Below are 22,258 nucleotides of genomic sequence, written 5' to 3'. Positions count from 1 at the left end.
CGATGAGCTTCGACACCCTGCTGGTCGCCAACCGCGGCGAGATCGCCGCCCGGATCGTCCGCACCGCCCGCCGGATCGGCATCGCCACCGTCGCGGTCTACTCCGACCCGGACCGCTCCGCCCCGCACGTCCGGCTCGCCGACCACGCGGTGCGGCTCGGCCCGGCCGCCGCCAAGGACAGCTACCTGCGCACCGACCTGGTGCTGCGGGCCGCCCACGACAGCGGCGCCGGCGCGGTCCACCCCGGCTACGGCTTCCTCTCCGAGGACGCCGCGTTCGCCCGGCAGGTGGAGGCCGCCGGGCTCGCCTTCGTCGGCCCCACCCCCGGCCAGCTGGAGGTGTTCGGCGCCAAGCACACCGCCCGCGCGGCCGCCGAGGCCGCCGGGGTGCCGCTGCTGCCCGGCACCGGTCTGCTGCCCGATCTGCCGGCCGCCCTCGCCGCCGCCGAGACCGTCGGCTACCCGGTGATGCTCAAGGCCACCGGCGGAGGCGGCGGCATCGGTATGCAGGCCTGCCGCGACGCCGACCAACTCGCCGGCGCCTGGGAGCGGGTGCAGCGGGTCGCCGCCGCCAGCTTCGCCACCGCTGGGCCCCTCCTGCCCGGCGGCGGGCAAGGAGGGCGGGTCTTCCTGGAGCGTCTGGTGGAGCACGCCCGCCACGTCGAGGTGCAGGTCTTCGGCGACGGCGCCGGCCGGGTGGTCACCCTCGGCGACCGCGACTGCTCGCTCCAGCGCCGCAACCAGAAGGTCCTGGAGGAGGCCCCCGCCCCCGACCTGCCCGACCGGGTCCGCCGCCGACTCGCCGACTCCGCCCGCGAGCTGTGCGCCTCCGTCGGCTACCGCTCGGCCGGCACCGTCGAGTACGTCTACGACGCCGCCCGCGAGGAGGCGTACTTCCTGGAGGTCAACACCCGTCTCCAGGTGGAGCACCCGGTCACCGAGGCGGTGTACGGGGTCGACCTCGTCGAGTGGATGCTCCGGCTGGCCCAGGGCGACCGCTCGGTGGTCCGCGAGGTCGGCGCACCCGACGGGCACGCCGTCGAGGCTCGCGTCTACGCCGAGGACCCGAACCGCGACCACCGCCCCAGCGCCGGCCTGCTGACCGAGGTCGCCTTCCCCGACGGCGTCCGGGTGGACACCTGGGTGGAGACCGGCACCGAGGTCACCACCGCCTACGACCCGATGCTCGCCAAGGTGATCGTGCACGGCGCCGACCGCGCCGACGCCCTCGCCCGGCTCACCGGCGCCCTGGACGCCACCCGCATCCACGGCATCGAGACCAACCTCGGCCTGCTGCGCGCCGTCCCGGCCGTGCCCGAGGTCGCCGCGGCCGCCCACCACACCGGCACCCTGGCGCACGTCGCCGACCCCACCCCGCGGATCGAGGTGGTCCGGGCCGGCACCCAGACCACCGTGCAGGACTGGCCCGGCCGCACCGGCTACTGGCACGTCGGCGTGCCGCCCTGCGGGCCGATGGACGACCTGTCCTTCCGGCTCGGCAACCGGGCGCTCGGCAACCCCGAGGGCGCCCCCGGCCTGGAGTGCACCCTGCTCGGGCCCGCCCTGCGCTTCACCGCCCCGACCTGGGTCTGCGTCACCGGCGCGCCCACCGGCGTCACCCTGGACGGCACGCCGGTACCGCAGTGGGAGCCGGTGCTCGTCCCGGCCGGCGGCCTGCTCGACATCCCCGCCCCGCCCGGCCCGGGCCTGCGCAGCTACCTGCTGGTCGCCGGCGGCCTGGAGGCCCCGGACTTCCTCGGCAGCGCCGCCACCTTCACCCTCGGCGGCTTCGGCGGCCACGGCGGTCGGGCGCTGCGCACCGGCGACGTCCTGCACGGCGGCACCGGCACTCTCGGCGCGGGCGCGGGCCCGGTCGCCGACCGCCCGGAGTTCACCTCGCAGTGGCGGCTGCCCGCGGTCGAAGGACCGCACGCCGCACCGGAGTTCTTCACCGAGCAGGACATCGCCGACTTCTACGCCGCCGACTGGTCGGTGCACTTCAACAGCGCCCGCACCGGTGTCCGCCTGGTCGGCCCCAAGCCCGCCTGGGCCCGGCCGGACGGTGGCGAGGCCGGCCTGCACCCGTCCAACATCCACGACACCCCGTACGCGGTCGGCGCCGTCGACTACACCGGTGACATGCCGGTGCTGCTCGGCCCGGACGGCCCCTCGCTCGGCGGCTTCGTCTGCCCGGCCACCGTCGTCTCGGGCCAGCGCTGGAAGCTCGGCCAGCTCCGCCCCGGCGACACGGTCCGCTTCGTGCCGGTCACCGCGGAGAACGCCGCCGCGCTGCGCCGCGCCCCCGCCGCCGAGCCGAGCGCCACCCGCCCGGCGATCGTGGACGGCGGCGTGCTGCACTGCACCCCGGCGGGCGACGACCGGCCGAGCGTCACCTACCGGCGCAGCGGCGACGACAACCTGCTGGTCGAGTACGGGCCGATGCAGCTCGACCTGGCGCTGCGGATGCGTGTCCACGCGCTGGCCGAGCGGCTCGCCGAGCGGCGGCCGGAGGGCGTGGTCGACCTGACCCCGGGGATCCGCTCGCTGCAGGTGCACGTCGACCCGGACGTCCTGCCGCTGCCCGAACTGCTGGAGCTGGTCCGGGGGATCGAGCGGGCGCTGCCCGCGACCGACCGGCTGGTGGTGCCCAGCCGCACCGTCCACCTACCGCTCTCCTGGGACGATCCGGCGACCCGGGAGGCGATCCAGCGGTACATGGCGGGCGTCCGTGACGACGCGCCGTGGTGCCCGTGGAACATCGAGTTCATCCGCCGGATCAACGGCCTGGCCTCGGTCGAGGAGGTGTACCGCACGGTCTTCGACGCCGAGTACCTGGTGCTCGGCCTGGGCGACGTCTACCTGGGCGCGCCGGTGGCCACCCCGCTCGACCCGCGGCACCGGCTGGTCACCACCAAGTACAACCCGGCCCGCACCTGGACGGCCGAGAACTCGGTCGGCATCGGCGGCGCGTACCTCTGCGTGTACGGCATGGAGGGGCCGGGCGGCTACCAGTTCGTCGGGCGGACGGTGCAGATGTGGTCGGGCTGGCAGCAGCGCGGCCCGTTCGAGCCGGGCGCGCCCTGGCTGCTGCGGTTCTTCGACCGCATTCGCTGGTACCCCGTCTCGGCGGAGGAACTGCTGGAGATGCGGGCCGACATGGCGGCCGGGCGGCTCGCCCTGAAGGTCGAGGAGGGCGAGTTCGCGCTCGCCGACCACCTGCGCTTCCTGGACGAGAACGCCGCGCCGATCGCGGAGTTCCGGGCCGTCCAGGCGGCGGCGTTCGCCGCCGAGCGGCAGGCTTGGGAGGAGGCGGGCGAGTTCGACCGGGCCGAGCGGGCGGCCGGCGCCGCACCGGTCGCGCCGCGGGCGGTCACCGTGCCGCCGGGGGGCGGCGTGGTGGAGGCCGAGTTCACCGCCTGTGTGTGGAAGGTCGATGTCGCACCGGGCGAACGGGTGCGCAAGGGGCAGCAGTTGATGGCGCTGGAGGCGATGAAGATGGAGACGGCGGTGACCGCGGACCGGGACGGCGTGGTGGCGGAGCTGCTGGTCGGCTCCGGCGACCAGGTCGAGGCCGGCAGCCCGCTGGTGGTGCTGGGGGCGATCGCGTGAGCGCCGCCGTCGGGGCCCTGGAACGGGTCCGCCGGGCGTACGCGCGGATCGCCGCCGTCGACCGGCCCGAGGTGTGGATCGACCTCCGTCCGCAGGCGGAGGCCGAGGTCGAGGCGGCCCTGGTCGACGCCCGGGTGGCCGGCGGCGAGCACCTGCCGCTGGCCGGCACGGTCACCGCGGTCAAGGGCAACATCGACGTCGCCGGGCTGCCCACCACGGCCGGCTGCCCCGCGTACGCGTACCCGCCCGACCGGGACGCCCCGGCGGTGACCCGGCTGCGGGCGGCGGGCACGGTCGTCCTGGGCACCACCAACCTCGACCAGTTCGCCACCGGTCTGGTCGGCACCCGCAGCCCCTACGGCGCCGTCCGCAACGCCGTCGACCCGGAGCGGATCTCCGGCGGGTCGAGTTCCGGCTCGGCGGTGGCCGTCGCCCTCGGCGTGGTGGACCTGGCGCTCGGCACCGACACCGCGGGCTCCGGCCGGGTGCCCGCCGCCCTCAACGGCATCGTCGGCCTCAAGCCCACCCCGGGCCGGGTGCCCACCGGGGGCGTCGTCCCCGCCTGCGCGAGCCTGGACTGCGTGTCGGTGTTCGCCCGGACGGTCGACGAGGCGCAGGCGGCGCTGCGGCTGCTCGCCGATCCGGCGCCGGCGCCGCTGCCCGCGCGGCGGCCCGGGCCCTGGCGGATCGCCGCCCCGGCCGCCGCCCGGCTGGGCACCCTCGCCGACGGCTGGGCCGGGGCGTACACCGCGGCCGCCGACCGGCTCGCCACGGCCGGCGCCGAACTGCGCGATCTCGACCTCGCGCCGTTCGACAGGGTCGCGGCGATGCTCTACGGCGGCGCGTTCGTCGCCGAACGGTACACCGCGGTGGGCGCGTTCGTGGACGCCCTCGCCGAGAAGGGCGGCGAGGGGCTCGACCCGGTGGTGGCCGGGATCATCGGTGCGGCCCGCGACCTGCCCGCCCACCGGCTGTACGCCGACCTCGCCGAGCTCGCCCGCCTGCGGGACGTCGCCCTGGCCGAACTCGGCGACGCGGACGCCCTGTTGCTGCCCACCACCACCTGGCACCCGACCCTCGCCGAGGTGGCTGCCGACCCGGTCGGCAGCAACACCCGGCTCGGCCGGTTCACCAACTCGGCCAATCTGCTGGGGCTCTGCGCGATCGCGGTGCCCGCGGGCACGGTCGACGGACTGCCGTTCGGCGTGATGCTGGTCGGCCCGGCCGACACCGAGGAGCGGCTCGGCGCGATCGCCCGCCTGCTCGCCGAACCGCCCGCCCGCCTGGCGGTGTTCGGCGCCCACCTCACCGGCCAGCCCCTGAACGGCCAACTGACGTCTCTGGGAGGCCGGTTCTGCGGCGAGGTACGGACGGCGCCGGCCTACCGGCTGTACGCCCTGGAGACCGTCCCGCCCAAGCCCGGACTCGTCCGGGTCGACGAGGGCGGCGCCACCGTCGCGGGCGAGCTCTGGGAGCTCCCCGCCGCCGGCCTCGGCACCCTGCTGGCCGCCCTCCCCCACCCGATGGCCCTCGGCCCCGTCGACCTCGCCGACGGCACCCGCGTCCCCGGCTTCCTCTGCGAACCCGCGGCCCTGACCGGCGCCGAGGACATTACCGCCACCGGCGGCTGGCTGGACCACATCGGCGCCCCCTAGGGGCGTTGGGGGTACCTCCCGGCCGAAGGCTGGGGGCGGAACTGCGCAACCCAGAACCGGCTCATCCGGACAGTGCGGCCAACGCAAAACAGGGGCGCGGGGAACTGCGCGAGGCGGGAGAAGCTGAGCTGCAACTCTTCCGCTGCGCGCAGTTCCCCGCGCCCCTACGGGTTCGCCTTCAGCGCGCGCGGAGCCTCACCGGCTCCTCCTCGGGAGCCTCCAGCCCCGCCGCCCACAGCGAACGGACGTGGCCGAGGTGCCGCGACATGCACTCCTCGGCGGCCTCGGCGTCGCCGGCGATCATCAGGTCGAGGAGTTCCAGGTGCTCCTCGGCGGAGGAGACGAGTTCGCCGCGCTGGTCGAGCCGGGTCAGCCCGTACAGTCGGGACCGCTTGCGGAGGTCGCCTACGGTCTCGACCAGCCGGGCGTTGCCGGCGAGGCCGAGCAGGCCGAGGTGGAAGCGCCGGTCGGCCTCCAGGTAGGCGATGAGGTCGTGGGCACGGGCGGCGGCGACGATGGCTTCGGCCTCGGGCCGGAGGGCCTCCAGCTGTTCGCGGGTGGCGGTGCGGGTGACCCGGCCGACGGTCGGGACCTCGATCAGGGCGCGGATCTCGGTGAACTCGTCGAGGTCGCGCTCGCTGAGCTCGGTGACCCGGAAGCCCTTGTTGCGGACGGCCTCGACCAGGCCCTCGCGGGCGAGGTCGAGCATGGCCTCGCGCACGGGGGTGGCGGAGACGCCGAAGTCGGCGGCGAGGGCGGGGGCCGAGTAGACGACGCCGGGGCGCAGCTCGCCGGAGATCAGGGCCGCGCGCAGGGCGTGGGCGACCTGGTCGCGCAGTCTCTCCTGGACGGAGATGAGGGCGCGGGGCTTGAGGTCCGCCATGGTGTGCCTCCGGAGGTGTACTGGACCTCATCGTACAATGTCACGTTGCGCCGGGCTTGCCACCGAGCTCGTACTGGGCGGCGGCGACCGCGAGATCCTCCCAGGCCATGCCGACGCTCTTGAAGAACCGTGGTCGATCCTGGGGCACAACTGCCCCGCCCGTCACCAGTTCTGAAAGATTAGCAAGCGGTGCCGGGCCGGTTTCGGCGAAGGCCGCCAGCAGGTCCCCGGCCTCCCGCAGGGCCGCCGACCGCGCCTCCGCGTAGAGCGCGGCCCGCCGGACGAGCGCGGTGTCGACCTCCCGGGCAGCGGGTTCGTGGGAGCCGACGGCGGCCACCGCGGCGTGCGCCGGGACGAGCCGTCCGTCGAAGAGCGGGGTGCGGGCGGTGGTGCAGCAGACCACCAGGTCGGCTGCGGTGACGGCGTCCGGGGTGCCGGCCTCGGCCGTGAGGCCGAGCGTGCGGGCGTGTGCGGCGAGGGCCTCGGCGGGGCCGGGGCGGCGGCCGACGACGGTGACCCGTTCGAGCGGGCGGACGGCGAGCAGCGCGGCCAGGTGCCCGTACGCCTGCGGGCCGGTGCCGAAGAGCACCAGGCGGGTCGCGTCCGGGGCGGCGAGCCGGTCCAGGGCGAGGGCGGTGACGGCGGGGGTGCGCAGCGCGGTGAGGGCGGCGCCGTCGAGCAGGGCGAGCGGCTGCAGGGTGGGGCCGTCCAGCAGCAGGTAGCCGCCGGTGATCCGGGGCAGTCCGCGGCCGGGGTTGCCGGGGGCCACCCCGGCGATCTTCACTCCGGCGAAACCGCCGGCCGCCGCCGGCATCAGCAGCAGTTCGCCGGCCGGGACGGGGACGGCGGTGCGCGGCGGCTGGGTCTCCGGGTCGAGTCCGGCGGTGAGGGCGTCGGCGAGGGCGCGGACGGCGGCGGCCGGGCCGAGGGTGAGCGGCAGGTGCGGGATCACAGCAGGAAACCCGTCCCGAGGCCGTCGTCGGGGTCGAGCAGGAAGCGGTGCTCGCCTGTGCGGTGGGCGGTGCCGGTGACCTCGGTGAGCAGCCCGCCGTCCTGCTCGCCGAGCAACCGGCCGGTGAACACGGTGTCGATCACCGACACGTGGCGCAGTGCCTTGCCGGGCGGGAGCAGGCCGTCGGCGGCCAGCAGCGCGAGCCGGGCGGAGGTGCCGGAGCCGCAGGGCGAGCGGTCGACCTGGCCGTCGGCGAAGACGGTGACGTTGCGCTGCGCGGGGCCGTCGGCGGTGTCGGGCAGCGCCTCGTGGAGGACGACGCCGTAGACGCCGGAGAGCCGGTCGTCGGTGGGGTGCCGGGTGGCCGGGTGGCCGTCCAGGGCGGCCCGGACGGCCTGTCCGGCGGCGGTGAGGCCGGGGAGTCGGGCGGCGGTGACGGACAGCCCGAGGTCGGCGGCGCGGACGGAGGCGTAGCAGGCGCCGGCGTGTGCCACGTCCACCGTGCAGGGCCCGTACCGGGTGGTCACGGGCAGGGCGCGGGCGGTGACGAAGGCGGGCACGTTGCGGAAGGCGATGCCGGTGGTGCGTCCGCGGCTGCGGTGCACGGTGGCGGCGACTCGGCCGGAGGGCACGTCGATCCGCACCTCGGTGGTGCCGTCGTCCGGCGCGGGGACGAGGCCGGTGTCGACCGCCCAGGCGGCGAGCGCGATGGTGCCGTGGCCGCAGGCGGTGGAGTAGCCGTCCTTGTGCCAGAAGAGCACGCCGAGGTGGGCGCCGGCGTCGTCGGGCGGCACCACGAAGCCGCCGTACATCCCGCTGTGGCCGCGCGGCTCGCGGCTGAGCAGGCGGCGCAGTTCGTCGAGCGGGCCGGGGCGGGGTGCGGTGGCCGTGCCGCCGGCGCCGATCGCGGCGGCGCGGCGTTCGGCGACGGTGGCGCCGAGGACGTCGGGCAGTCCGGTGGCGACGATCCGGAACGGCTCGCCCGCGGTGTGGTAGTCGACGGCCTCGACCACGGCGGGCCCGGGTGCGTCGCTCATGCGGACGGGAGCAGCGTGACGGTGCGGCTCGCGGTGTAGAACTCGAGGGCGGCGGCGCCCTGTTCGCGTCCGCCCCAGCCGGCGGAGCCGGTGCCGCCGAAGGGCAGGTGGAAGTCGACGCCGGTGGTGGGGGCGTTGATCCGGATCATGCCGGCGGCGAGCCGGTCGGCGGCGGCGAGCGCGGTGTCCAGGTCCCGGGTGTGCACGGAGGCGGCGAGGGTGTGCCGTCCGGCGTTGGCGAGGGCGATCGCCTCGTCGAGGTCGGCGGCGGCCAGCAGGACGGCGATCGGCCCGAAGTACTCCTCGGTGCGCAGCGGGTGGCCGGCCGGGACGTCGGCGAGCAGCGCGGGTTCGAAGCCCCAGCCGGGGCCGGGGGTGCGGCCGCCGCCGGTCAGGACACTCGCCCCGGCGGCGCGGGCGGAGTCGACGGCGCCGGTGAGCCGTTCCAGCGCGGCCTCGCCGATGACGGGGCCGCGCTCGGCGGCGGCGAGCCGCTTGGCGAGCGCCTCGCGGAGCGGTTCGTATGCGGCGCCGACGGCGATCACCTGGCCGGTGGCGGTGCACTTCTGGCCGGCGTAGCCGGCGACGGCGGCGGCGAGGTGGTCGGCCGCCTGCTCGATGTCGGCGTCGGGCAGCACCAGGGCGGCGTTGAGGCCGCCGAGTTCGGCCTGGGCGGGGATGCCGCGGGCGGCGGTGGCGGCGACGACGGCCTGTCCGACGGCGGTGGAGCCGGTGAAGGAGACCACGTCGGCGGTGTCGACGAGGGCGGCGCCCTCCTCGGCGCCGCCGGGCACGACGGTGAGCACGCCCTCGGGCAGGTCGAGCAGTTCGGCGAGGCGCAGCGCGCAGCCGGTGGCCTCGGGGGCGGGCTTGAGGACGGCGGTGTTGCCGACGGCGAGGGCCGGGGCGGCCTTCCAGACGGGGATCGCCAGCGGGAAGTTCCAGGGAGTGACGAGTCCGGCGACGCCGTGCGGGCGGCGGCGGGTGAGCAGCAGGCCGGGGCCGGCGGCGGTGTCGTGGACGGCGCCGGTCGGCGCGTACGGGGCCTGCGCGTAGTAGCGGAGGATCGCGACGGCCCTTGCGGCCTCGCCGCGGGCCTCGGCGAGCGGCTTGCCGACCTCGCGGGCGGCGAGCGCGGCGAGTTCATCGGCGGCGTTCTCGACGGCGTCGGCGGCCCGGCCGAGGGCAGCGGCGCGGGCGGCGGCCCCGGCGGCGTACCAGCCGGGCTGGGCGGCGCGGGCCCGGTCGACGGCGGCCCGGGTGCCGGCGGCGCCGGGGGTGTCGACGGTGGCCACGAGGTCGGCCGGGTCGGCGGGGTTGTACGAGGTGACGGTCACGTCGGGCCCTTCGGGGTGGGTGCGCGCGCGGCGGACGGGTTCGGCGGACGGGTTCGGCGGACGGGTCAGAGGAGGAAGCCGGCCGGGAAGGGGTCGTCCGGGTCGAGGAAGTACTGGGCGGTGCCGGTGATCCAGGCGCGGCCGGTGACGGTGGGCACGATGGCGGGCCGGCCGGCGACGGTGGTGCGCTCGACGATGCGCCCGGTGAAGGTGGTGCCGATGAAGGACTCGTTGACGAAGTCCTGGCCGATCGGCAGTTCGCCGCGGGCGTTGAGCTGGGCCATCCGGGCGGAGGTGCCGGTGCCGCACGGGGAGCGGTCGAACCAGCCGGGGTGGATGGCCATGGCGTGCCGGGAGTGCCGTCCGGTGGAGCCGGGGGCGACCAGCTGCACGTGGTGGCAGCCGTGGATGGTCTCGTCCTCGGGGTGGACGGGCCGGTCGGTCTCGTTGATCGCGGCCATCAGGGCGAGGCCGGCGTCGAGGATCTCCTGCTTGCGGGAGCGGTCGAAGGGCAGGCCGAGCCGGTCCAGCGGCAGGATGGCGTAGTAGTTGCCGCCGTAGGCGAGGTCGTAGGCCACCGTGCCGTGGCCGGGGACCTGGACCTTGAGGTCGAGCCCGGCGGAGAAGGACGGTACGTTGCGGATGGCGACGGCCTTGGCGGCGCCGTTCTCGACCCGCACCTCGGCGGTGACCAGCCCGGCCGGGGTGTCCAGGCGGACGGTGGTCACCGGTTCCCGCACCTCGACCATGCCGGTCTCGACGAGCACCGTGGCGACGCCGATGGTGCCGTGGCCGCACATCGGCAGCAGGCCGGAGACCTCGATGAAGAGCACCCCGAAGTCGGCGTCCGGCCGGGTCGGCGGTTGCAGGATCGCGCCGCTCATCGCGGCGTGGCCGCGCGGCTCGCACATCAGCAGGGTGCGGAAGTGGTCCAGGTGCTGCTGGAAGTGCACCCGCCGCTCGGCCATGGTGGCCCCGGGGAGGGTGCCGAACCCGCCGGTGATCACGCGGGTGGGCATGCCCTCGGTGTGCGAGTCGACGGCGTGGAAGACGTGGCGGCTGCGCATGGCAGCTCCCCCTCGTGGTGAAAGGTGCACGATCGGTGAGGTCATCAGGGGCGCGTGGGGGTACCACGCGCCCCTCGTCGGATACCCGGTGTCCTAGGACAGGCCCTCGGCGAGCGCCTTCTCGGTGGCGGCGCGGACGGCGGCCGCGACCTCCGGGGCGAGCGGGCCGCGGGGCGGGCGGCAGGGCCCGCCGGGCATTCCCGCGATGTCCATGGACAGCTTGATGGCCTGGACGAACTCGGTCTTGGAGTCCCAGCGCAGCAGCGGGTGCAGGGTGCGGTAGAGCGGCAGCGCGGTGGCGAGGTCCCCGGCGACGGCCGCCTCGTACAGCGCGACGGAGGCCTTCGGCAGCGCGTTGGGGTAGCCGGCGATCCAGCCGACCGCGCCGGCCAGGGCGAGCTCCAGCAGCACGTCGTCGGCGCCGATCAACAGGTCGAGCCCGGGGGCGAGTTCGGCGATCTGGTAGGCGCGGCGGACGTCGCCGCTGAACTCCTTGACCGCGACGATCGAGCCGTCCGCGTGCAGCCGGGCGAGCAGTTCCGGCACCAGGTCGACCTTGGTGTCGATCGGGTTGTTGTAGGCCACGACCGGCAGCCCGGCCCTGGCCACCTCGGCGTAGTGGGCGCGGACGGCCGCCTCGTCGGCGCGGTAGGCGTTGGGCGGCAGCAGCAGCACCGACCCGGCGCCGGCCTCGGCGGCCTGCTCGGCCCAGCGGCGGGACTCGGCGGAGCCGTACGCGGCCACACCGGGCATCACCCGGGCGCCGTCGCCGGCGGCCTCGACGGCGGTCCGCACCACCCGGGCCCGCTCCTCCGGGGTGAGCGTCTGGTACTCGCCGAGCGAGCCGTTCGGCACGACGCCGTGGCAGCCGGCGTCGATCAGCCGGCGGACGTGCTCGCCGTAGGCGTCGTGGTCGACCGTGAGGTCCGCGCGCAGCGGCAGCGCGGTGGCGACCATGATGCCCCGCCAGGGCCGGGCGGGGTCGTACGGGACTCGGGTCATGGGGTTCGCTCCTGAGTGGTGAGGTGTGACATTTTACCGACCCTCGCAGGCCGCCACAAGGGCAACCCGCCGGGATCCCGGCGGGTTGCCCGTACGGCGGTGCCGCCGCGGCTCCGCGCCGGCGGGTTCAGCCGCTGCCGCCGGGTGACTCGTCCGCGGCGTCGGCGAGGTGCGCGAGCGGGACGGGGCAGGCGAGCGGCCGGCTGTCGGGGCGGGGCGGGCCACCGCCCGCGAGGCAGGCCACGGCGGGGCCGCACATCCGGCCCTGGCACCAGCCCATCCCGGCGCGGGTGAGCAGTTTGACCGTCCGGGCGTCGCCCGCGCCGAGTTCGTCGACGGCCTCCCGGATGCGGGCGGCCGTCACCTCCTCGCAGCGGCAGACGTCCGTCCGCGGGGTGAGCCAGTCCGTCCAGCCCGGGCCGGGCCGGTGGGCGGCGGCCAGCAGGTCGGCGAAGGCGCGGCGGCGGCGGCGCAGCGAGCGGAGTGCGGCCGGTACCGGCCGGCCGGCGATCTCGCGGGCGGCGATCTCCCCTTCGACCAGGGCGAGGTCCGCGCCGCCGACCCCGCAGGTCTCGCCCGCCGCCCAGAGCCCGGGCAGGTTGGTGCGCAGCCGCTCGTCGACGGCCAGGGCGACGGCGCCGTCCGGGCCGGTGCGGGTGGCGGCGCCGAGTTCGGTGGCGAGTTCGATCTGCGGCAGCAGTCCGTGGCCGACGGCGAGCGCGTCGCAGGCGATCCGCCGCCCGGTGCCGGGGACGGGTCGCCAGTCGGCGTCCAGCCGGGCGACCGTGACGGCGGTGACCCGGTCCTCGCCGTGGGCTTCGACAACGGCGCTGCGCGGCCGCAGCCGCACCCGGTGGCGCAGCAGCAGGGCGGCGTGCCGGGCGCCCTCGCCGAGCTTGCCGGGGTTGCGGGCGAGGGCGGCGAGGGCGGCGGGTGTCCGGGCGTAGCCGAGGTAGTCGCCGGCCTCGACGACGGCGGGCACCCGGGCGCCGGCCGTGGCGAGCGAGGCGGCCGCGGCGAGCAGCAGCGGCCCGCTGCCGGCGACCACGATCCGGCGACCGGGTAGCACCAGCCCGGACTTGAGCATGGCCTGGGCTCCGCCGGCGGTGACGACCCCGGGCAGGGTCCAGCCGGGGAAGGGCAGCTGGCGTTCGTAAGCGCCGGTGGCGAGCAGCACCGCGCGGGCCTCGACCACGGCGGCCCGGCCGGCGCTGCCCGCGCTGCTGGGGCCGCCGGGGCCGACGACGGCGTGCAGTCGCCAGGTCTCGCCGGGTTCGGCCGTCCAGACGTGGTGGCCGGACAGGTGGTCGACCCGTCCGGCCCGGGTATGTGCGTCGAGTCGCCGCAGGAGGGCCGCGAAGGCGGGCCAGTGGTGGTGCAGGCGGTCGGGGCGGGCTGCGCCGAGGCCGGGCGCGGGGTGGCGGTAGTACTGGCCGCCCGGGCGCTCGGCGGCGTCCAGCAGGGCGCAGCGCAGGCCGAGTCCGGCGGCGGTGACGGCGGCGGCCAGCCCGGCCGGTCCGGCGCCGACGATCGCCAGGTCGTAGGGCCGGGCGGCCGGGTCAGACTTCGAGGTCGGCACGGCCGTGTCCCTCCTGGGTGGTGACGACGGTGCCGGGCTCGGCGGGCAGCAGGCAGGCGCGCAGGTTGGGCCGGCCGTCGACGGTGGCGAGGCAGTCGTAGCAGACCCCGATGCCGCAGAAGGCGCCGCGTGGGCGGTCCCCGCCCCGGGTGCGGCGCCAGGCGAGGATGCCGTTCGCCCAGAGCGCGGCGGCGATGGTCTGGCCGGGCAGCGCGGGGACGGGCCGTCCGTCGAACTCGATGGTGTGGCCCGGCCCGGGCCGGGCGTCGACCAGCCGGGCGGGGGTGCGGTGCGCGGTCATGCCTCTCCTCGATCGGCGGACGGGTCCGCGAAGCGGTCGGCGCGGAAGGGTGTCGGGTCCAGCGCGGTGGGGCGGCCGGTGAGTTGCTGGGCGATCAGCAGGCCGGTGGCGGGGGCGAGCCCGATCCCGGCCCCCTCGTGGCCGCAGGCGTGGAAGAGCCCGGGCACGCGCGGGTCGGCGCCGACGGCGGGCAGGTGGTCGGGCAGGTACGGGCGGAAGCCGCGGTAGGCGCGCTGCACGGCGACCTCCCGGAGCACCGGGAAGAGGGCGGCGGCCTGGGCGGCGAGCCGGCGCAGCACCTCCACGGAGAGCGTGCGGTCGAAGCCGACCCGCTCCCGGCTGGCGCCGATCAGCACCGGGCCGGCGGGGGTGCCCTCGACGACGGCGGAGGTCTGCAGCGCTGCGGAGCCGCTGGCCACGTCGGCGACGTAGTCGGCGGCGTACACCTTGTGCCGGACGATCCGTGGCAGCGGCTCGGTGACGAGGACGAAGCCGCGCCGCGGCAGCACCGGCAGGGCGACGCCGGCCAGGGCGGCGATCTCGCCGCCCCAGGTACCGGCGGCGTTGACGACCGCGGGGGCGGCGAGCTCCCGCCGGTCGGTGGCCACGCCGCGGACGGCGCCGGTGGCGGTGGTGCGCAGGGCGCGGACGGTCTCGCCGAGGAAGCGGTCGGCGCCGGAGGCGCGCAGCAGGTGGGCGGCGGCGAGGGCGGGCTGCACCTGGGCGTCCTGCGGGTAGTGGACGCCGCCGGCGAGGCCGGTGGCGAGGTGCGGTTCGAGGTCGGCGAGCCCGTCCGCGGGGATCTCCTCGGCGCGGATCCCGAGGGCACGCTGGCGGTCCGCGAAGCGGTGCAGGGCGGCCAGCCCGGCCGGGTCGGCGGCGACCACGAGGCCACCCTTGGGTTCGTACTCGACGGCCTCGCCGAGCTCCCCGGCGATCTCCTGCCAGAGGCGGGTGGAGAGCAGGGCGAGGTCGAGTTCGGGCCCGGGCTCCTTGTCGGAGACGAGCAGGTTGCCCTCGCCGGCGCCGGTGGTGCCGCCGGCCACCGGGCCGCGGTCGACCACGGCGACCCGCAGGCCGGCCCGCGCGGCGTAGTAGGCGCAGGCGGCGCCGACCACACCTGCGCCGATCACCACGACGTCGTGGCTGGGTTCCGTGAGCACAGCAGTAATATGTCACATGGTTCAGCTGGACGGAAGGGTCACTGCCCGGACGCGGCCCGCGCCATCGCCTCCTCGAAGGCCCGCAGCTCCGCGGTCGGGCTGAACTGGACGATCTCGGTACCGGCCGCGATCCACGGCACGTGGCCCGGTGGCAGGTGAAAGGCGTCCCCCGCCTCGAACACCTCCTCGCGGTCCCCGAACCGGAAGACCATCCGGCCGCGGAAGACGTAGCCCCAGTGCGGGTAGCTGCATGCGCCGCCGGGCGCGGACGCCATCAGCGGCGCGCCGTCCACCTCCTGCCTGAACTCGACGAAGTCCACCGTCCAGTCGCCGGCCTCCCCGCGCCGGGCCGCCACCGGCCCCTCGTCGGCCGGCCCGGCGGCGCCGGATCTCGACACCTTGGGCATCGCACCCACCTCCTCCCCTCCATGAGAACGCCGGGAGCCCCGGTCCGCCGTGGTCATCGGCGGGCCGGGGCTCCGGGGCAGGGACTCGGGCCGGATCAGGTGATGTCGTCCATCTGCTCGGTGCGGGCGGCCGGCACCGGGGCGGGCGCCTCCGGGGCGGCCGAGGCCTCGATCGCGTCCGGGCCGTCCACGCCCTCGACCGAGAGGTCCAGGTGCGAGGCCTCCTCGTCGCTCAGTCCGGCGTCCGGGTTGCGCCGCGCCCGGCGGCGGTCGTTGAGGATCGCGATACCCGCGGCGAGGAAGTACAGCGCCCAGATCGGCGCGGCCAGCGCCAGCATGCTCACCGGGTCGGCGCTGGGCGTGGCGAAGGCGGCGAAGACGGTGATGCCCATGACCATGCCGCGCCACCAGCCGAGCAGCCGCTTGCCGCTCAGCGCGCCGACCAGGTTCAGCATGACCAGCAGCAGCGGCAGCTCGAAGGCGCCGCCGAAGACCAGCACCATCCGGGTCACCACGTCGAGGTAGTCCTCGGCCGGCATGATCGGCACGGCCTCGGTCGGCGCGAAGGAGATCAGCATCCGGGCGGTGGCCGGGAGGATCAGGTAGGCCAGCACGGTGCCCGCGAGGAACAGCGGGATGCCGGCGGTCAGGAAGCCGACCGAGTACTTGCGCTCGTGCTTGTGCAGGCCGGGCGAGACGAAGGCCCACAGCTGGTACAGCCAGACCGGGGTCGACGCCACGACACCCGCGGTGAGGCTGACCTTGAGCGCGAGGGTGAACGGCGTCAACAGGCCGATCGTCGACACCACGCCGCACTTCTGGCCGTCGGTGGTCAGACCGTTGCCGCCGCAGGTGGGGAGCGGTTCGAGCAGGAAGTTCGTCAGCTCACGATGGAAGTAGAACGCGACGATCGTGGTGATCACGATGGTGAGGACCGACTTGACCACCCGGTTGCGGAGCTCGCGCAGGTGGTCGGCGAGCGCCATCCGGCCCTCGGGGTCCTTCGGCGGCTTCGGCGCCTTGGAAGACTTGCTCAAGCCCGGTCCTCAACTCGTACGAGGGAGCCCGCCGGACGGCGGGCCCCCGGTAGCAGGGGTGCCGGCTCAGCCCCGTGGGGCCGCGCCGCGGTCGGCGGGGGCGACCGGACGGGCGTCGCCCGAGCCGGGCGCCGGCTTGATCGTCATGGGCGCCGGACCGGCCTCCGGCCGTGCCTGCGGGGCGGGCCCGGAACCGTCGGCGCGCAGGGCCGCGGCCTCACTGCGCAGGATGCGCAGCGACCTGCCGAGTGCCCGTGCCGCGTCCGGCAGCCGTTTCGCCCCGAAGAGCAGCACCGCGAGGACAGCGACCACCAGGATCGCCGTCGGCGAGATGCGCATGTGCGACCACCACCTTCCTCAGCGGGGCGCGTCCTCCCCGTTGCGGGCGATGGTAGTCGTTGCCGGTCGGCGCCCGACAGCCGCCGTCCCGCTGCGGCCCCGGCCGCACCGCGGGGCCTGTCCACGAGGGTACCCGGCCCGGTCAGCGACCCGGGAGGTCCGCGGCGGCCGCGGCCAGCGCCCGCGAGGCGGAGTCCACCGCGCGGGCCAGCGAGCGGACGTCGGCCCACAGCCGGACGGCGAGCGCACCGAGGACGAGCAGGCCGGCGGTGGCCAGCAGGACGGCGGCGGTGAGGGTCCACGACATGGCTCGACCCTACCGGCCCGTCAGCCCTCCACCGGCAGCAGCCGCATCGTGCTGACCCCGGCCGCCGTCATCGCCTGCACGATCTTCTCGCCGGCCGGCTTGCGGACGGACTCCCCGCACTCCGGGCAGACGAAGCCGTAGAAGGTGCGCTCCCGGGTCGGGCCGAGCACCAGCCGGAAGTCCTCGGCCGGGAGCTCGACCTTCTCCCGGCACTGCGAGCAGTAGACCTGGAATCTGGTGCCGTACGCCAACGGTCAGGCCTGCCCCTCCGGGTAGCCGGCGAGGGCGGCGAGGGCCGCCTCGCGGGCCTGCTCGGCGAGCGCCGGCGGGGAGACGATCCGGCCGTCGCGGCCGAGCCGCAGGGCGAGCGGGCGCAGACCGGACGGGTCGGCGCTGCGCAGGGTGATCCGCAGGCCGCCGTCGGGCAGCTCCTCGGCCTTGTCGTGGGTGTAGTACTCGGCGACCCAGCGGCCGCCCGGGCCGACCTCGACGATCACCTCGGGGTCGTCCGCGGCCGGGTTGACCAGGCCGGCGGACAGGTCGCGGGGCTCGACCCGCGGCGGGTCCGCGGGCTCGTCCAGCACCTTGATCTCGGCGACCCGGTCGAGCCGGAAGATCCGCCGGTCCTCGGAGGTGCGGCACCAGGCCTCGAGGTAGGTGTGGCCCTCGGTGACCAGGCGGATCGGGTCGACCTCGCGCTCGGTCATGCCACCACGGCCGTGCGACCAGTAGCGCAGCCAGAGCCGGCGGCCCTCGGTGAGGGCGCGGTCGATGTCGGCGAAGACCTGGCCCTCGGCCTCGAAGGTGACGCCGACCCGGGCGCTGGACTCGGCGCTCTCGCCGGCCGCGTCCTCGATCTTGGTGACGGCGCGGGTGAGCGCCTCCCGGTCACGGCGGCGCAGGCCCGGCAGGCCGGCCACCGCGCGGGCGGCGACCAGCAGGGCGGTGGCCTCGTCGGCGGCCAGGCGCAGCGGCTGGGCGACGTCGTCGACGTTGTGCCACCAGATCCGCTCGCCGTCGGTGTCGATGTCGAGCAGGTCGCCGCCGCGGAAGCTGGTGCCGCACATCGGCAGCACGTTGAGGTCGCCGATCAGCTCGCGCTCGGTGATGCCGAAGGCGCGGGCGACCTCGGCCACCTCGGCGCCGGGGCGCTCACGCAGGTAGGTGACCAGCGACAGCATCCGCCGGGTCTGGTCGATCGCGTTGCTCATGCTTCCTGCTCCCCCACTCCGGCGACGGCGCGCAGCCGGTCGATGACGTCCGCCCGCAGGTCGTCCGGCCCGAGGACGACCACGTCGGGCCCGAACTCGGCGAGGTCGGCGCCGAGGCCGTAGCCGTACGGGATCTCCAGCTCGTCCCACTGGTCGTCGACCCGGTGGGTGGCGATCGCCCGGCCGCGGAGCGGGAAGGCGGCGCCGCGGCGCAGCCGGACGGTGGCGGTGGCGCCCTCGGTGACGGCGCCCTCGCCGGCGAACCGGGCGACGTGGGCGCGCACGTCGACGTGCTCGGGGACGTCGCCGGTGAAGCCGCCGGCCCGGGAGCGGACCTTGCCGGTGATCCGGCTGAGCCGGAAGACGCGGGCGCTCTGCCGGTCGCGGTCGTAGCCGGCCAGGTACCAGTGGCCGCGCCAGCACTCGAGGGCCCAGGGCTCGACGGCGCGCTGCTCGGGGAGAGCGGCGCCGGCCTTGCGGTAGTCGAAGGTGACCGGGCGCCGGTCACGGGCTGCGACCAGCAGCGGCTCGAAGGCGGCCTCGCGGGCGGGGATCCGCGGCTGGAGGGCGGTGTGCTCGGCGTCCTCGGCGACGGGCATGCCGGCCGCCCTGAGCTTCTGCAGGGCTCCGCTGGCGGCACCGGACATCTTGGCCTGCTGCCAGACCCTGGCGACCAGGGTGAGGGCGGCGGCCTCCTCGGCGTCGAGCACGATCTCGGGGAGCCGGTTGCGGTCCCGGCGGGCGAGGTAGCCGACCTCGCCGTCGAGGGCGTTCTCGTCGACGTCGATGACCAGGCCGAGCTCGCGCAGATCGTCCTTGTCGCGCTCGAACATCCGGTTGAAGGCGTCCTCGCTGCCCTGCTGCCAGGCTTCCCGGTAGGCCTCGACGGACTCGCGCAGCTCCTTCTTGGAGAGCGGCCGTCTGGTGTTCATCAGACAGAGGGCGAGGTTCATCAACCGCTCCGCCTTGGCGATCGCCATCGCTGACCTTCCTGTCCGTCCGCCCGGCACCTTCGTGATCCGGCGACCCGACCGTACCGGTCCGGGCACGCCGAGCAAAAGCCGAGCCCCACCGGGCCCGGCCCCGCCACAGGCCGAGCGGGCGACAAACCCGCCGCGAGAGGGCGACAGACCCGCCCCGAGCCGAAGGGCCCGCCGGCGCCGAAAGGGAGAAGCGCGGGAGCGAAGCGACGGAGCGCCGACCGTCGGCACCGGATCGGGAGGGCCCGGAGGCGAGCGGGCGACAGCACAGCGCAGCACAGCACGGCGCCGGGCCGCTCCCCGCAGGGGGTGCGGCCCGGCGCGGTGGGGTGTCTCAGACGCCGAGCAGGTCGACGACGAAGATCAGGGTCGAACCCGCGGGGATCAGCGGGCTCGGCGACTGGTTGCCGTAGGCCAGGTTCGGCGGGATGACCAGCTCGCGGCGGCCGCCGACCTTCATGCCCTGGACGCCCTGGTCCCAGCCCTTGATGACGCGGCCCGCGCCGAGCGGGAAGCGGAAGGACTGACCGCGGTTCCAGGAGGCGTCGAACTCCTCGCCGGTGGAGAAGGTGACACCCACGTAGTGGACCTCGACCGTGGCGCCGGCCTTGGCCTCCGCACCGTCGCCGACGACGATGTCGCGGATCTGCAGCTCCTTCGGGGGCTCGCCGCCCGGGAAGTCGATCTCCGGCTTGCTAAGGCTCACAACAGACTCATCTCGTTCGGTGATACAGACATGACGGGGTGGCAGGCACCGCTGCGATCCACCGTACGGCGCGCCGCCGCCCGTCCGGGCCATTCCCGGGCGGCGCGACGTGTCGCGCGGCCCGGGTGGGGCCCTGTGCGTCCGACCCGGGACTAGTCCTGGGCGCCGACGCCGGCATCCAGGATGTCGATCACGAAGACCAGTGTCGAATTGGCGGGGATGTCTCCCTGCGCCTGGTCCTTGTAGGCGAGCGCGGCGGGGATCACCAGCTCGATCCGGCTGCCCACGGTCTGGCCGGTGACGCCCTTGTCCCAGCCCTCGATGACGCCGCCGCCACCGGTGACGAAGGTGAAGGCCTCACCGCGCTTGAGCGAGGAGTCGAAGACCTTGCCGTCCTTGTACAGCGCGCCGGTGTACTGGACGAGGACCTTCTCGCCGGCCTCGATCTTGCGGCCCTTGCCCTGGATGAGGACGTGCGACTTGAGGTCCTTGACCTCGGGGGTGCCGGGCACCGGGGTGATGTCGGCGGGCTTCTTGCCGTTGTCCTTGACCTTCGGCATGTCGGCCGGCGGGGCCGTCATGTCGCCGCTGAGCACCGTGTCCGGGGCGGTGGCGTTCTTGATGTCGATCACGAACACCAGGGTGTCCTTGGCGCCGACGCCCATGCCGCTGCTGCCCTGCGCACCGAACGCGGCGGCCGGCGGGGCGACCACGAGCAGTCGGCTGCCGGCCTTGTGGCCGGTGACGGCCTGGTCGAGCGCCGGGATCAGTTTGCCGGCGCCGGCCTGGAAGAGCTGCGGCTTGCCGCTGGAGTACGAGCCCTCGATCTCCTTGCCGGTGCCCCAGTTCATGGCGGAGAAGTCGGCGGTGACCCAGGTGTTCTTGTCGACCTTGGCGCCGTCGCCGGACTTCAGCTCCTTGACCACGAAGGTGCCGTCGGACGCCTCCTTGGGCAGGGCGATGGTCGCCTTGGTGCCGAAGTCGCCGGTGACGGTCGGCAGTACCTTGGCGTTGTCCTTGATCGGCGGCACCGGGTCGGCGGACGGCGTCGGGGACGCCGCGGTGGCCGCCGCGTCCGGCGAGGCCGAGGCGGGCTTCCCGTCGTCCTTGTTCACCATGTAGAGCGTGATGCAGCTGCCGACCAGCAGCACGGCCAGCACGGTGCCGAGGATCGCGCCGAGGCGGCCCGCGCCGGGCGGCTCCTCGTCGTAACCGGCCTCCGAGAGGTCCTGGCGGCGCACCGTCGAGGCGAAGACCTGCGGCTCCTCGTCCTTCTCGCCGGCGGGACGTGCCGGGGCCTGGCCCCAGCCCGCCTGCTGCTTCAGGATCGCGGGCGGGACGACGATCGACTCGCCGTCGCCGGGCAGCGGGCCGCCGGGCCGTGCGGCCGCGGGGTCGGCGGCGGTACCGGCCTCGCCCGGGCTCGACGCTTTCTCAGACATTGCTCCCCATCCATCTCGCCGTGCCACGCCCTTGCCGGACCTGACGACGCTGCCACAGTGCCGAAAACGCCAGCAGTATGTCAGGTCCGCATGAGGACGGGCCCCTCCCGGTGCGTGATCGGTGCGGCCGTCTTCCGGCCTCGGGCGTGTCGGTCGGATCGTACGGGACCGACCTGCCCGGGGGCCGCCGGACGGTCGCTACACGGCCTCCAGGATGTCGATGACGAAGACCAGCGTGGAGTTGCCCGGCACCGGGCCGCTGGACTGCTCGCCGTAGGCCAGCGACGGCGGCACCACGAGCATCACCCGGCTGCCGACGGTCTGGCCGACCAGGCCCTGGTCCCAGCCCTTGATCAAGCTGCCGGTGCCGACCTGGAGGGCCTGCGCGCCGCCGTGCGAGTAGGAGGAGTCGAACTGCGAGCCGTCCGACCACAGCACGCCGGTGTACTGCACCAGCAGCTGCTGCCCGGACTGCACCGGCTTGCCGTCACCCTTGATCAGCACGTAGGTCTGCAGCTCGGTCGGCGGGCTCTGCCCGGCCGGGATGGTGATCGTCGGCGCCTGCTTGCCGTTGTCCTTCACCTGCGGCGCGGTCGCGGGCGGCTCGGTCATCTCGCCGGAGACGGTGGAGTCCGGCGGCACCACGTCGAGGATGTCCAGCACGAAGACCACGGTGTCCTGCCCGCCGACCCCGGCTGCGGTGTTCCCCGCGGTGCCGAAGCCGGCCGCCGGCGGGGCCACCACCAGCACCCGGCTGCCGGCCTTCTTGCCGATCACCGCCTGGTCGAAGGCGGGCACCAGCTGGCCGCTGCCGGCCTGGTACAGCTGCGGCTTGCCGCCGGTGTCGTACGAGCTGGAGACGTCCTTGCCGGTCGTCCAGTCCTTGGCGGTGTAGTTGACCGTCACCCAGTCGCCCTTGGCCACCGTGGCGCCGTCGCCCTCGTGCACGGTGCTGACCACGAACTCGCCGCTCGGCTGCCCCTTCGGGAGGGTGATCTCGGCCTTGGAGCCGAAGTCGCCGGCGACGGTCGGCATCGGGTCGGCGGACTCCACCGGGCTCGGCACCGCGGTCGCCGAGGCCGAGGCGGCGGGCGAGCCGCCGGAGGAACCGGAGGAGCCGCTGGTGCACGCGGCGAGCACCGCGACGAGCAGGGCGGCAAGGGGCACGGCCGGCAGGGCGGCGAATCGGCGCATGGTCGCCAGCGTATGGCCCCGGGGCGCCGCCGACCGGGAGGCGCAAGCGGG

21 protein-coding genes are annotated in these 22,258 nt (G+C 75.5%); 2 read left to right on the top strand and 19 right to left on the bottom strand.

Translation table 11 applies throughout. The features are described from left to right. The first annotated feature begins 2 nt into the window (after nt 1–2). Both uca and AB0P35_RS13625 read left to right on the top strand, forming a co-directional pair. A complete protein-coding gene (gene uca / locus AB0P35_RS13630; RefSeq protein WP_363510190.1) occupies nt 3–3,608 on the top strand; it encodes an urea carboxylase in 3,606 nt (1,201 codons plus the stop codon). Next, nucleotides 3,605–5,263 carry an allophanate hydrolase gene (locus AB0P35_RS13625; RefSeq protein WP_363510188.1) on the top strand — a complete coding sequence of 553 codons (1,659 nt, stop codon included), beginning with the start codon at nt 3,605–3,607 and terminating at the stop codon, nt 5,261–5,263. Before uca ends, AB0P35_RS13625 begins: the two co-directional genes overlap by 4 nt. A 178-nt stretch (nt 5,264–5,441) precedes the next feature. Here AB0P35_RS13625 and AB0P35_RS13620 read toward each other — a convergent pair whose 3' ends face one another. The 19 genes from AB0P35_RS13620 to AB0P35_RS13530 all read right to left on the bottom strand — a co-directional run bounded on the left by AB0P35_RS13620 (nt 5,442) and on the right by AB0P35_RS13530 (nt 22,207). After that, nucleotides 5,442–6,146, bottom strand: a complete 705-nt coding sequence (locus AB0P35_RS13620; RefSeq protein ID WP_095872037.1) for a GntR family transcriptional regulator — start codon at nt 6,144–6,146, stop codon at nt 5,442–5,444. Nucleotides 6,147–6,186: 40 nt separating this feature from the next. Then, the gene (locus AB0P35_RS13615) at nt 6,187–7,098 is read right to left on the bottom strand and encodes an ornithine cyclodeaminase family protein (RefSeq protein WP_363510186.1); all 912 of its coding nucleotides are present in this window, start codon (nt 7,096–7,098) and stop codon (nt 6,187–6,189) included. Beyond that, nucleotides 7,095–8,135 (bottom strand): proline racemase family protein, encoded by a 1,041-nt coding sequence (locus AB0P35_RS13610; RefSeq protein WP_363510184.1) that lies wholly within the window; start codon nt 8,133–8,135, stop codon nt 7,095–7,097. Before AB0P35_RS13610 ends, AB0P35_RS13615 begins: the two co-directional genes overlap by 4 nt. Beyond that, nucleotides 8,132–9,472 carry an aldehyde dehydrogenase family protein gene (locus AB0P35_RS13605; RefSeq protein ID WP_363510182.1) on the bottom strand — a complete coding sequence of 447 codons (1,341 nt, stop codon included), beginning with the start codon at nt 9,470–9,472 and terminating at the stop codon, nt 8,132–8,134. Before AB0P35_RS13605 ends, AB0P35_RS13610 begins: the two co-directional genes overlap by 4 nt. 65 nt (nt 9,473–9,537) lie before the next feature. Next, nucleotides 9,538–10,539 (bottom strand): proline racemase family protein, encoded by a 1,002-nt coding sequence (locus AB0P35_RS13600; protein WP_363510180.1) that lies wholly within the window; start codon nt 10,537–10,539, stop codon nt 9,538–9,540. A 93-nt stretch (nt 10,540–10,632) separates the two neighbouring features. After that, entirely contained in the window at nt 10,633–11,541 is a 909-nt protein-coding gene (locus AB0P35_RS13595) for a dihydrodipicolinate synthase family protein (protein WP_095872042.1), read from the bottom strand. A 127-nt stretch (nt 11,542–11,668) separates the two neighbouring features. Then, nucleotides 11,669–13,120 carry an FAD-dependent oxidoreductase gene (locus AB0P35_RS13590; protein WP_363510177.1) on the bottom strand — a complete coding sequence of 484 codons (1,452 nt, stop codon included), beginning with the start codon at nt 13,118–13,120 and terminating at the stop codon, nt 11,669–11,671. Further along, nucleotides 13,101–13,421, bottom strand: coding sequence for a (2Fe-2S)-binding protein (locus AB0P35_RS13585; RefSeq protein ID WP_363510175.1), 321 nt, complete (start codon nt 13,419–13,421; stop codon nt 13,101–13,103). The genes AB0P35_RS13590 and AB0P35_RS13585 overlap by 20 nt, the downstream gene beginning before the upstream one ends. After that, a complete protein-coding gene (locus AB0P35_RS13580; RefSeq protein ID WP_363510173.1) occupies nt 13,418–14,584 on the bottom strand; it encodes an FAD-binding oxidoreductase in 1,167 nt (388 codons plus the stop codon). Before AB0P35_RS13580 ends, AB0P35_RS13585 begins: the two co-directional genes overlap by 4 nt. Before the next feature lie 38 nt (nt 14,585–14,622). After that, nucleotides 14,623–14,991, bottom strand: a complete 369-nt coding sequence (locus tag AB0P35_RS13575) for a hypothetical protein (RefSeq protein WP_363510171.1) — start codon at nt 14,989–14,991, stop codon at nt 14,623–14,625. 95 nt (nt 14,992–15,086) lie between these two features. Beyond that, complete coding sequence (gene tatC, locus AB0P35_RS13570; protein ID WP_095872047.1) at nt 15,087–16,028, bottom strand: twin-arginine translocase subunit TatC; 942 nt, start codon at nt 16,026–16,028, stop codon at nt 15,087–15,089. Between the two features lie 66 nt (nt 16,029–16,094). Further along, nucleotides 16,095–16,367: a Sec-independent protein translocase subunit TatA gene (gene tatA, locus AB0P35_RS13565; RefSeq protein WP_363510169.1), complete on the bottom strand. Its 273-nt coding sequence runs from the start codon at nt 16,365–16,367 to the stop codon at nt 16,095–16,097. Nucleotides 16,368–16,509: 142 nt separating this feature from the next. Further along, complete coding sequence (locus AB0P35_RS13560) at nt 16,510–16,674, bottom strand: hypothetical protein (RefSeq protein WP_179419306.1); 165 nt, start codon at nt 16,672–16,674, stop codon at nt 16,510–16,512. Nucleotides 16,675–16,694: 20 nt separating this feature from the next. Next, nucleotides 16,695–16,925 (bottom strand): hypothetical protein, encoded by a 231-nt coding sequence (locus AB0P35_RS13555; protein WP_095872049.1) that lies wholly within the window; start codon nt 16,923–16,925, stop codon nt 16,695–16,697. 3 nt (nt 16,926–16,928) lie between these two features. Continuing rightward, nucleotides 16,929–17,885: a WYL domain-containing protein gene (locus AB0P35_RS13550; protein ID WP_363510167.1), complete on the bottom strand. Its 957-nt coding sequence runs from the start codon at nt 17,883–17,885 to the stop codon at nt 16,929–16,931. Further along, a complete protein-coding gene (locus AB0P35_RS13545; protein ID WP_095872051.1) occupies nt 17,882–18,865 on the bottom strand; it encodes a WYL domain-containing protein in 984 nt (327 codons plus the stop codon). Before AB0P35_RS13545 ends, AB0P35_RS13550 begins: the two co-directional genes overlap by 4 nt. Before the next feature lie 334 nt (nt 18,866–19,199). Then, nucleotides 19,200–19,571 carry an FKBP-type peptidyl-prolyl cis-trans isomerase gene (locus AB0P35_RS13540; protein WP_095872052.1) on the bottom strand — a complete coding sequence of 124 codons (372 nt, stop codon included), beginning with the start codon at nt 19,569–19,571 and terminating at the stop codon, nt 19,200–19,202. Nucleotides 19,572–19,723: 152 nt separating this feature from the next. After that, a complete protein-coding gene (locus AB0P35_RS13535; RefSeq protein WP_363510164.1) occupies nt 19,724–21,013 on the bottom strand; it encodes an FKBP-type peptidyl-prolyl cis-trans isomerase in 1,290 nt (429 codons plus the stop codon). Nucleotides 21,014–21,211: 198 nt separating this feature from the next. Then, nucleotides 21,212–22,207, bottom strand: coding sequence for an FKBP-type peptidyl-prolyl cis-trans isomerase (locus AB0P35_RS13530; protein ID WP_363510162.1), 996 nt, complete (start codon nt 22,205–22,207; stop codon nt 21,212–21,214). Nucleotides 22,208–22,258 lie beyond the last annotated feature (51 nt).

Source organism: Kitasatospora sp. NPDC085879 (assembly GCF_040686255.1).
Taxonomy (GTDB): domain Bacteria; phylum Actinomycetota; class Actinomycetes; order Streptomycetales; family Streptomycetaceae; genus Kitasatospora.
The sequence above is the reverse complement of the archived record's forward strand: the minus strand, read 5'-3'. Positions and strand labels throughout refer to the sequence as shown.

Excerpts from the sequence above, each read along its gene's own strand:
- tatA (WP_363510169.1), bottom strand. The coding sequence starts at position 16,367 with ATGCGCATCTCGCCGACGGCGATCCTGGTGGTCGCTGTCCTCGCGGTG.
- AB0P35_RS13550 (WP_363510167.1), bottom strand. The coding sequence starts at position 17,885 with ATGAGCAACGCGATCGACCAGACCCGGCGGATGCTGTCGCTGGTCACC.
- AB0P35_RS13610 (WP_363510184.1), bottom strand. The coding sequence starts at position 8,135 with ATGAGCGACGCACCCGGGCCCGCCGTGGTCGAGGCCGTCGACTACCAC.
- AB0P35_RS13530 (WP_363510162.1), bottom strand. The coding sequence starts at position 22,207 with ATGCGCCGATTCGCCGCCCTGCCGGCCGTGCCCCTTGCCGCCCTGCTC.
- uca (WP_363510190.1), top strand. The coding sequence starts at position 3 with ATGAGCTTCGACACCCTGCTGGTCGCCAACCGCGGCGAGATCGCCGCC.
- AB0P35_RS13575 (WP_363510171.1), bottom strand. The coding sequence starts at position 14,991 with ATGCCCAAGGTGTCGAGATCCGGCGCCGCCGGGCCGGCCGACGAGGGG.
- AB0P35_RS13535 (WP_363510164.1), bottom strand. The coding sequence starts at position 21,013 with ATGTCTGAGAAAGCGTCGAGCCCGGGCGAGGCCGGTACCGCCGCCGAC.
- AB0P35_RS13600 (WP_363510180.1), bottom strand. The coding sequence starts at position 10,539 with ATGCGCAGCCGCCACGTCTTCCACGCCGTCGACTCGCACACCGAGGGC.
- AB0P35_RS13545 (WP_095872051.1), bottom strand. The coding sequence starts at position 18,865 with ATGGCGATCGCCAAGGCGGAGCGGTTGATGAACCTCGCCCTCTGTCTG.
- AB0P35_RS13595 (WP_095872042.1), bottom strand. The coding sequence starts at position 11,541 with ATGACCCGAGTCCCGTACGACCCCGCCCGGCCCTGGCGGGGCATCATG.
- AB0P35_RS13560 (WP_179419306.1), bottom strand. The coding sequence starts at position 16,674 with ATGTCGTGGACCCTCACCGCCGCCGTCCTGCTGGCCACCGCCGGCCTG.
- AB0P35_RS13585 (WP_363510175.1), bottom strand. The coding sequence starts at position 13,421 with ATGACCGCGCACCGCACCCCCGCCCGGCTGGTCGACGCCCGGCCCGGG.
- AB0P35_RS13620 (WP_095872037.1), bottom strand. The coding sequence starts at position 6,146 with ATGGCGGACCTCAAGCCCCGCGCCCTCATCTCCGTCCAGGAGAGACTG.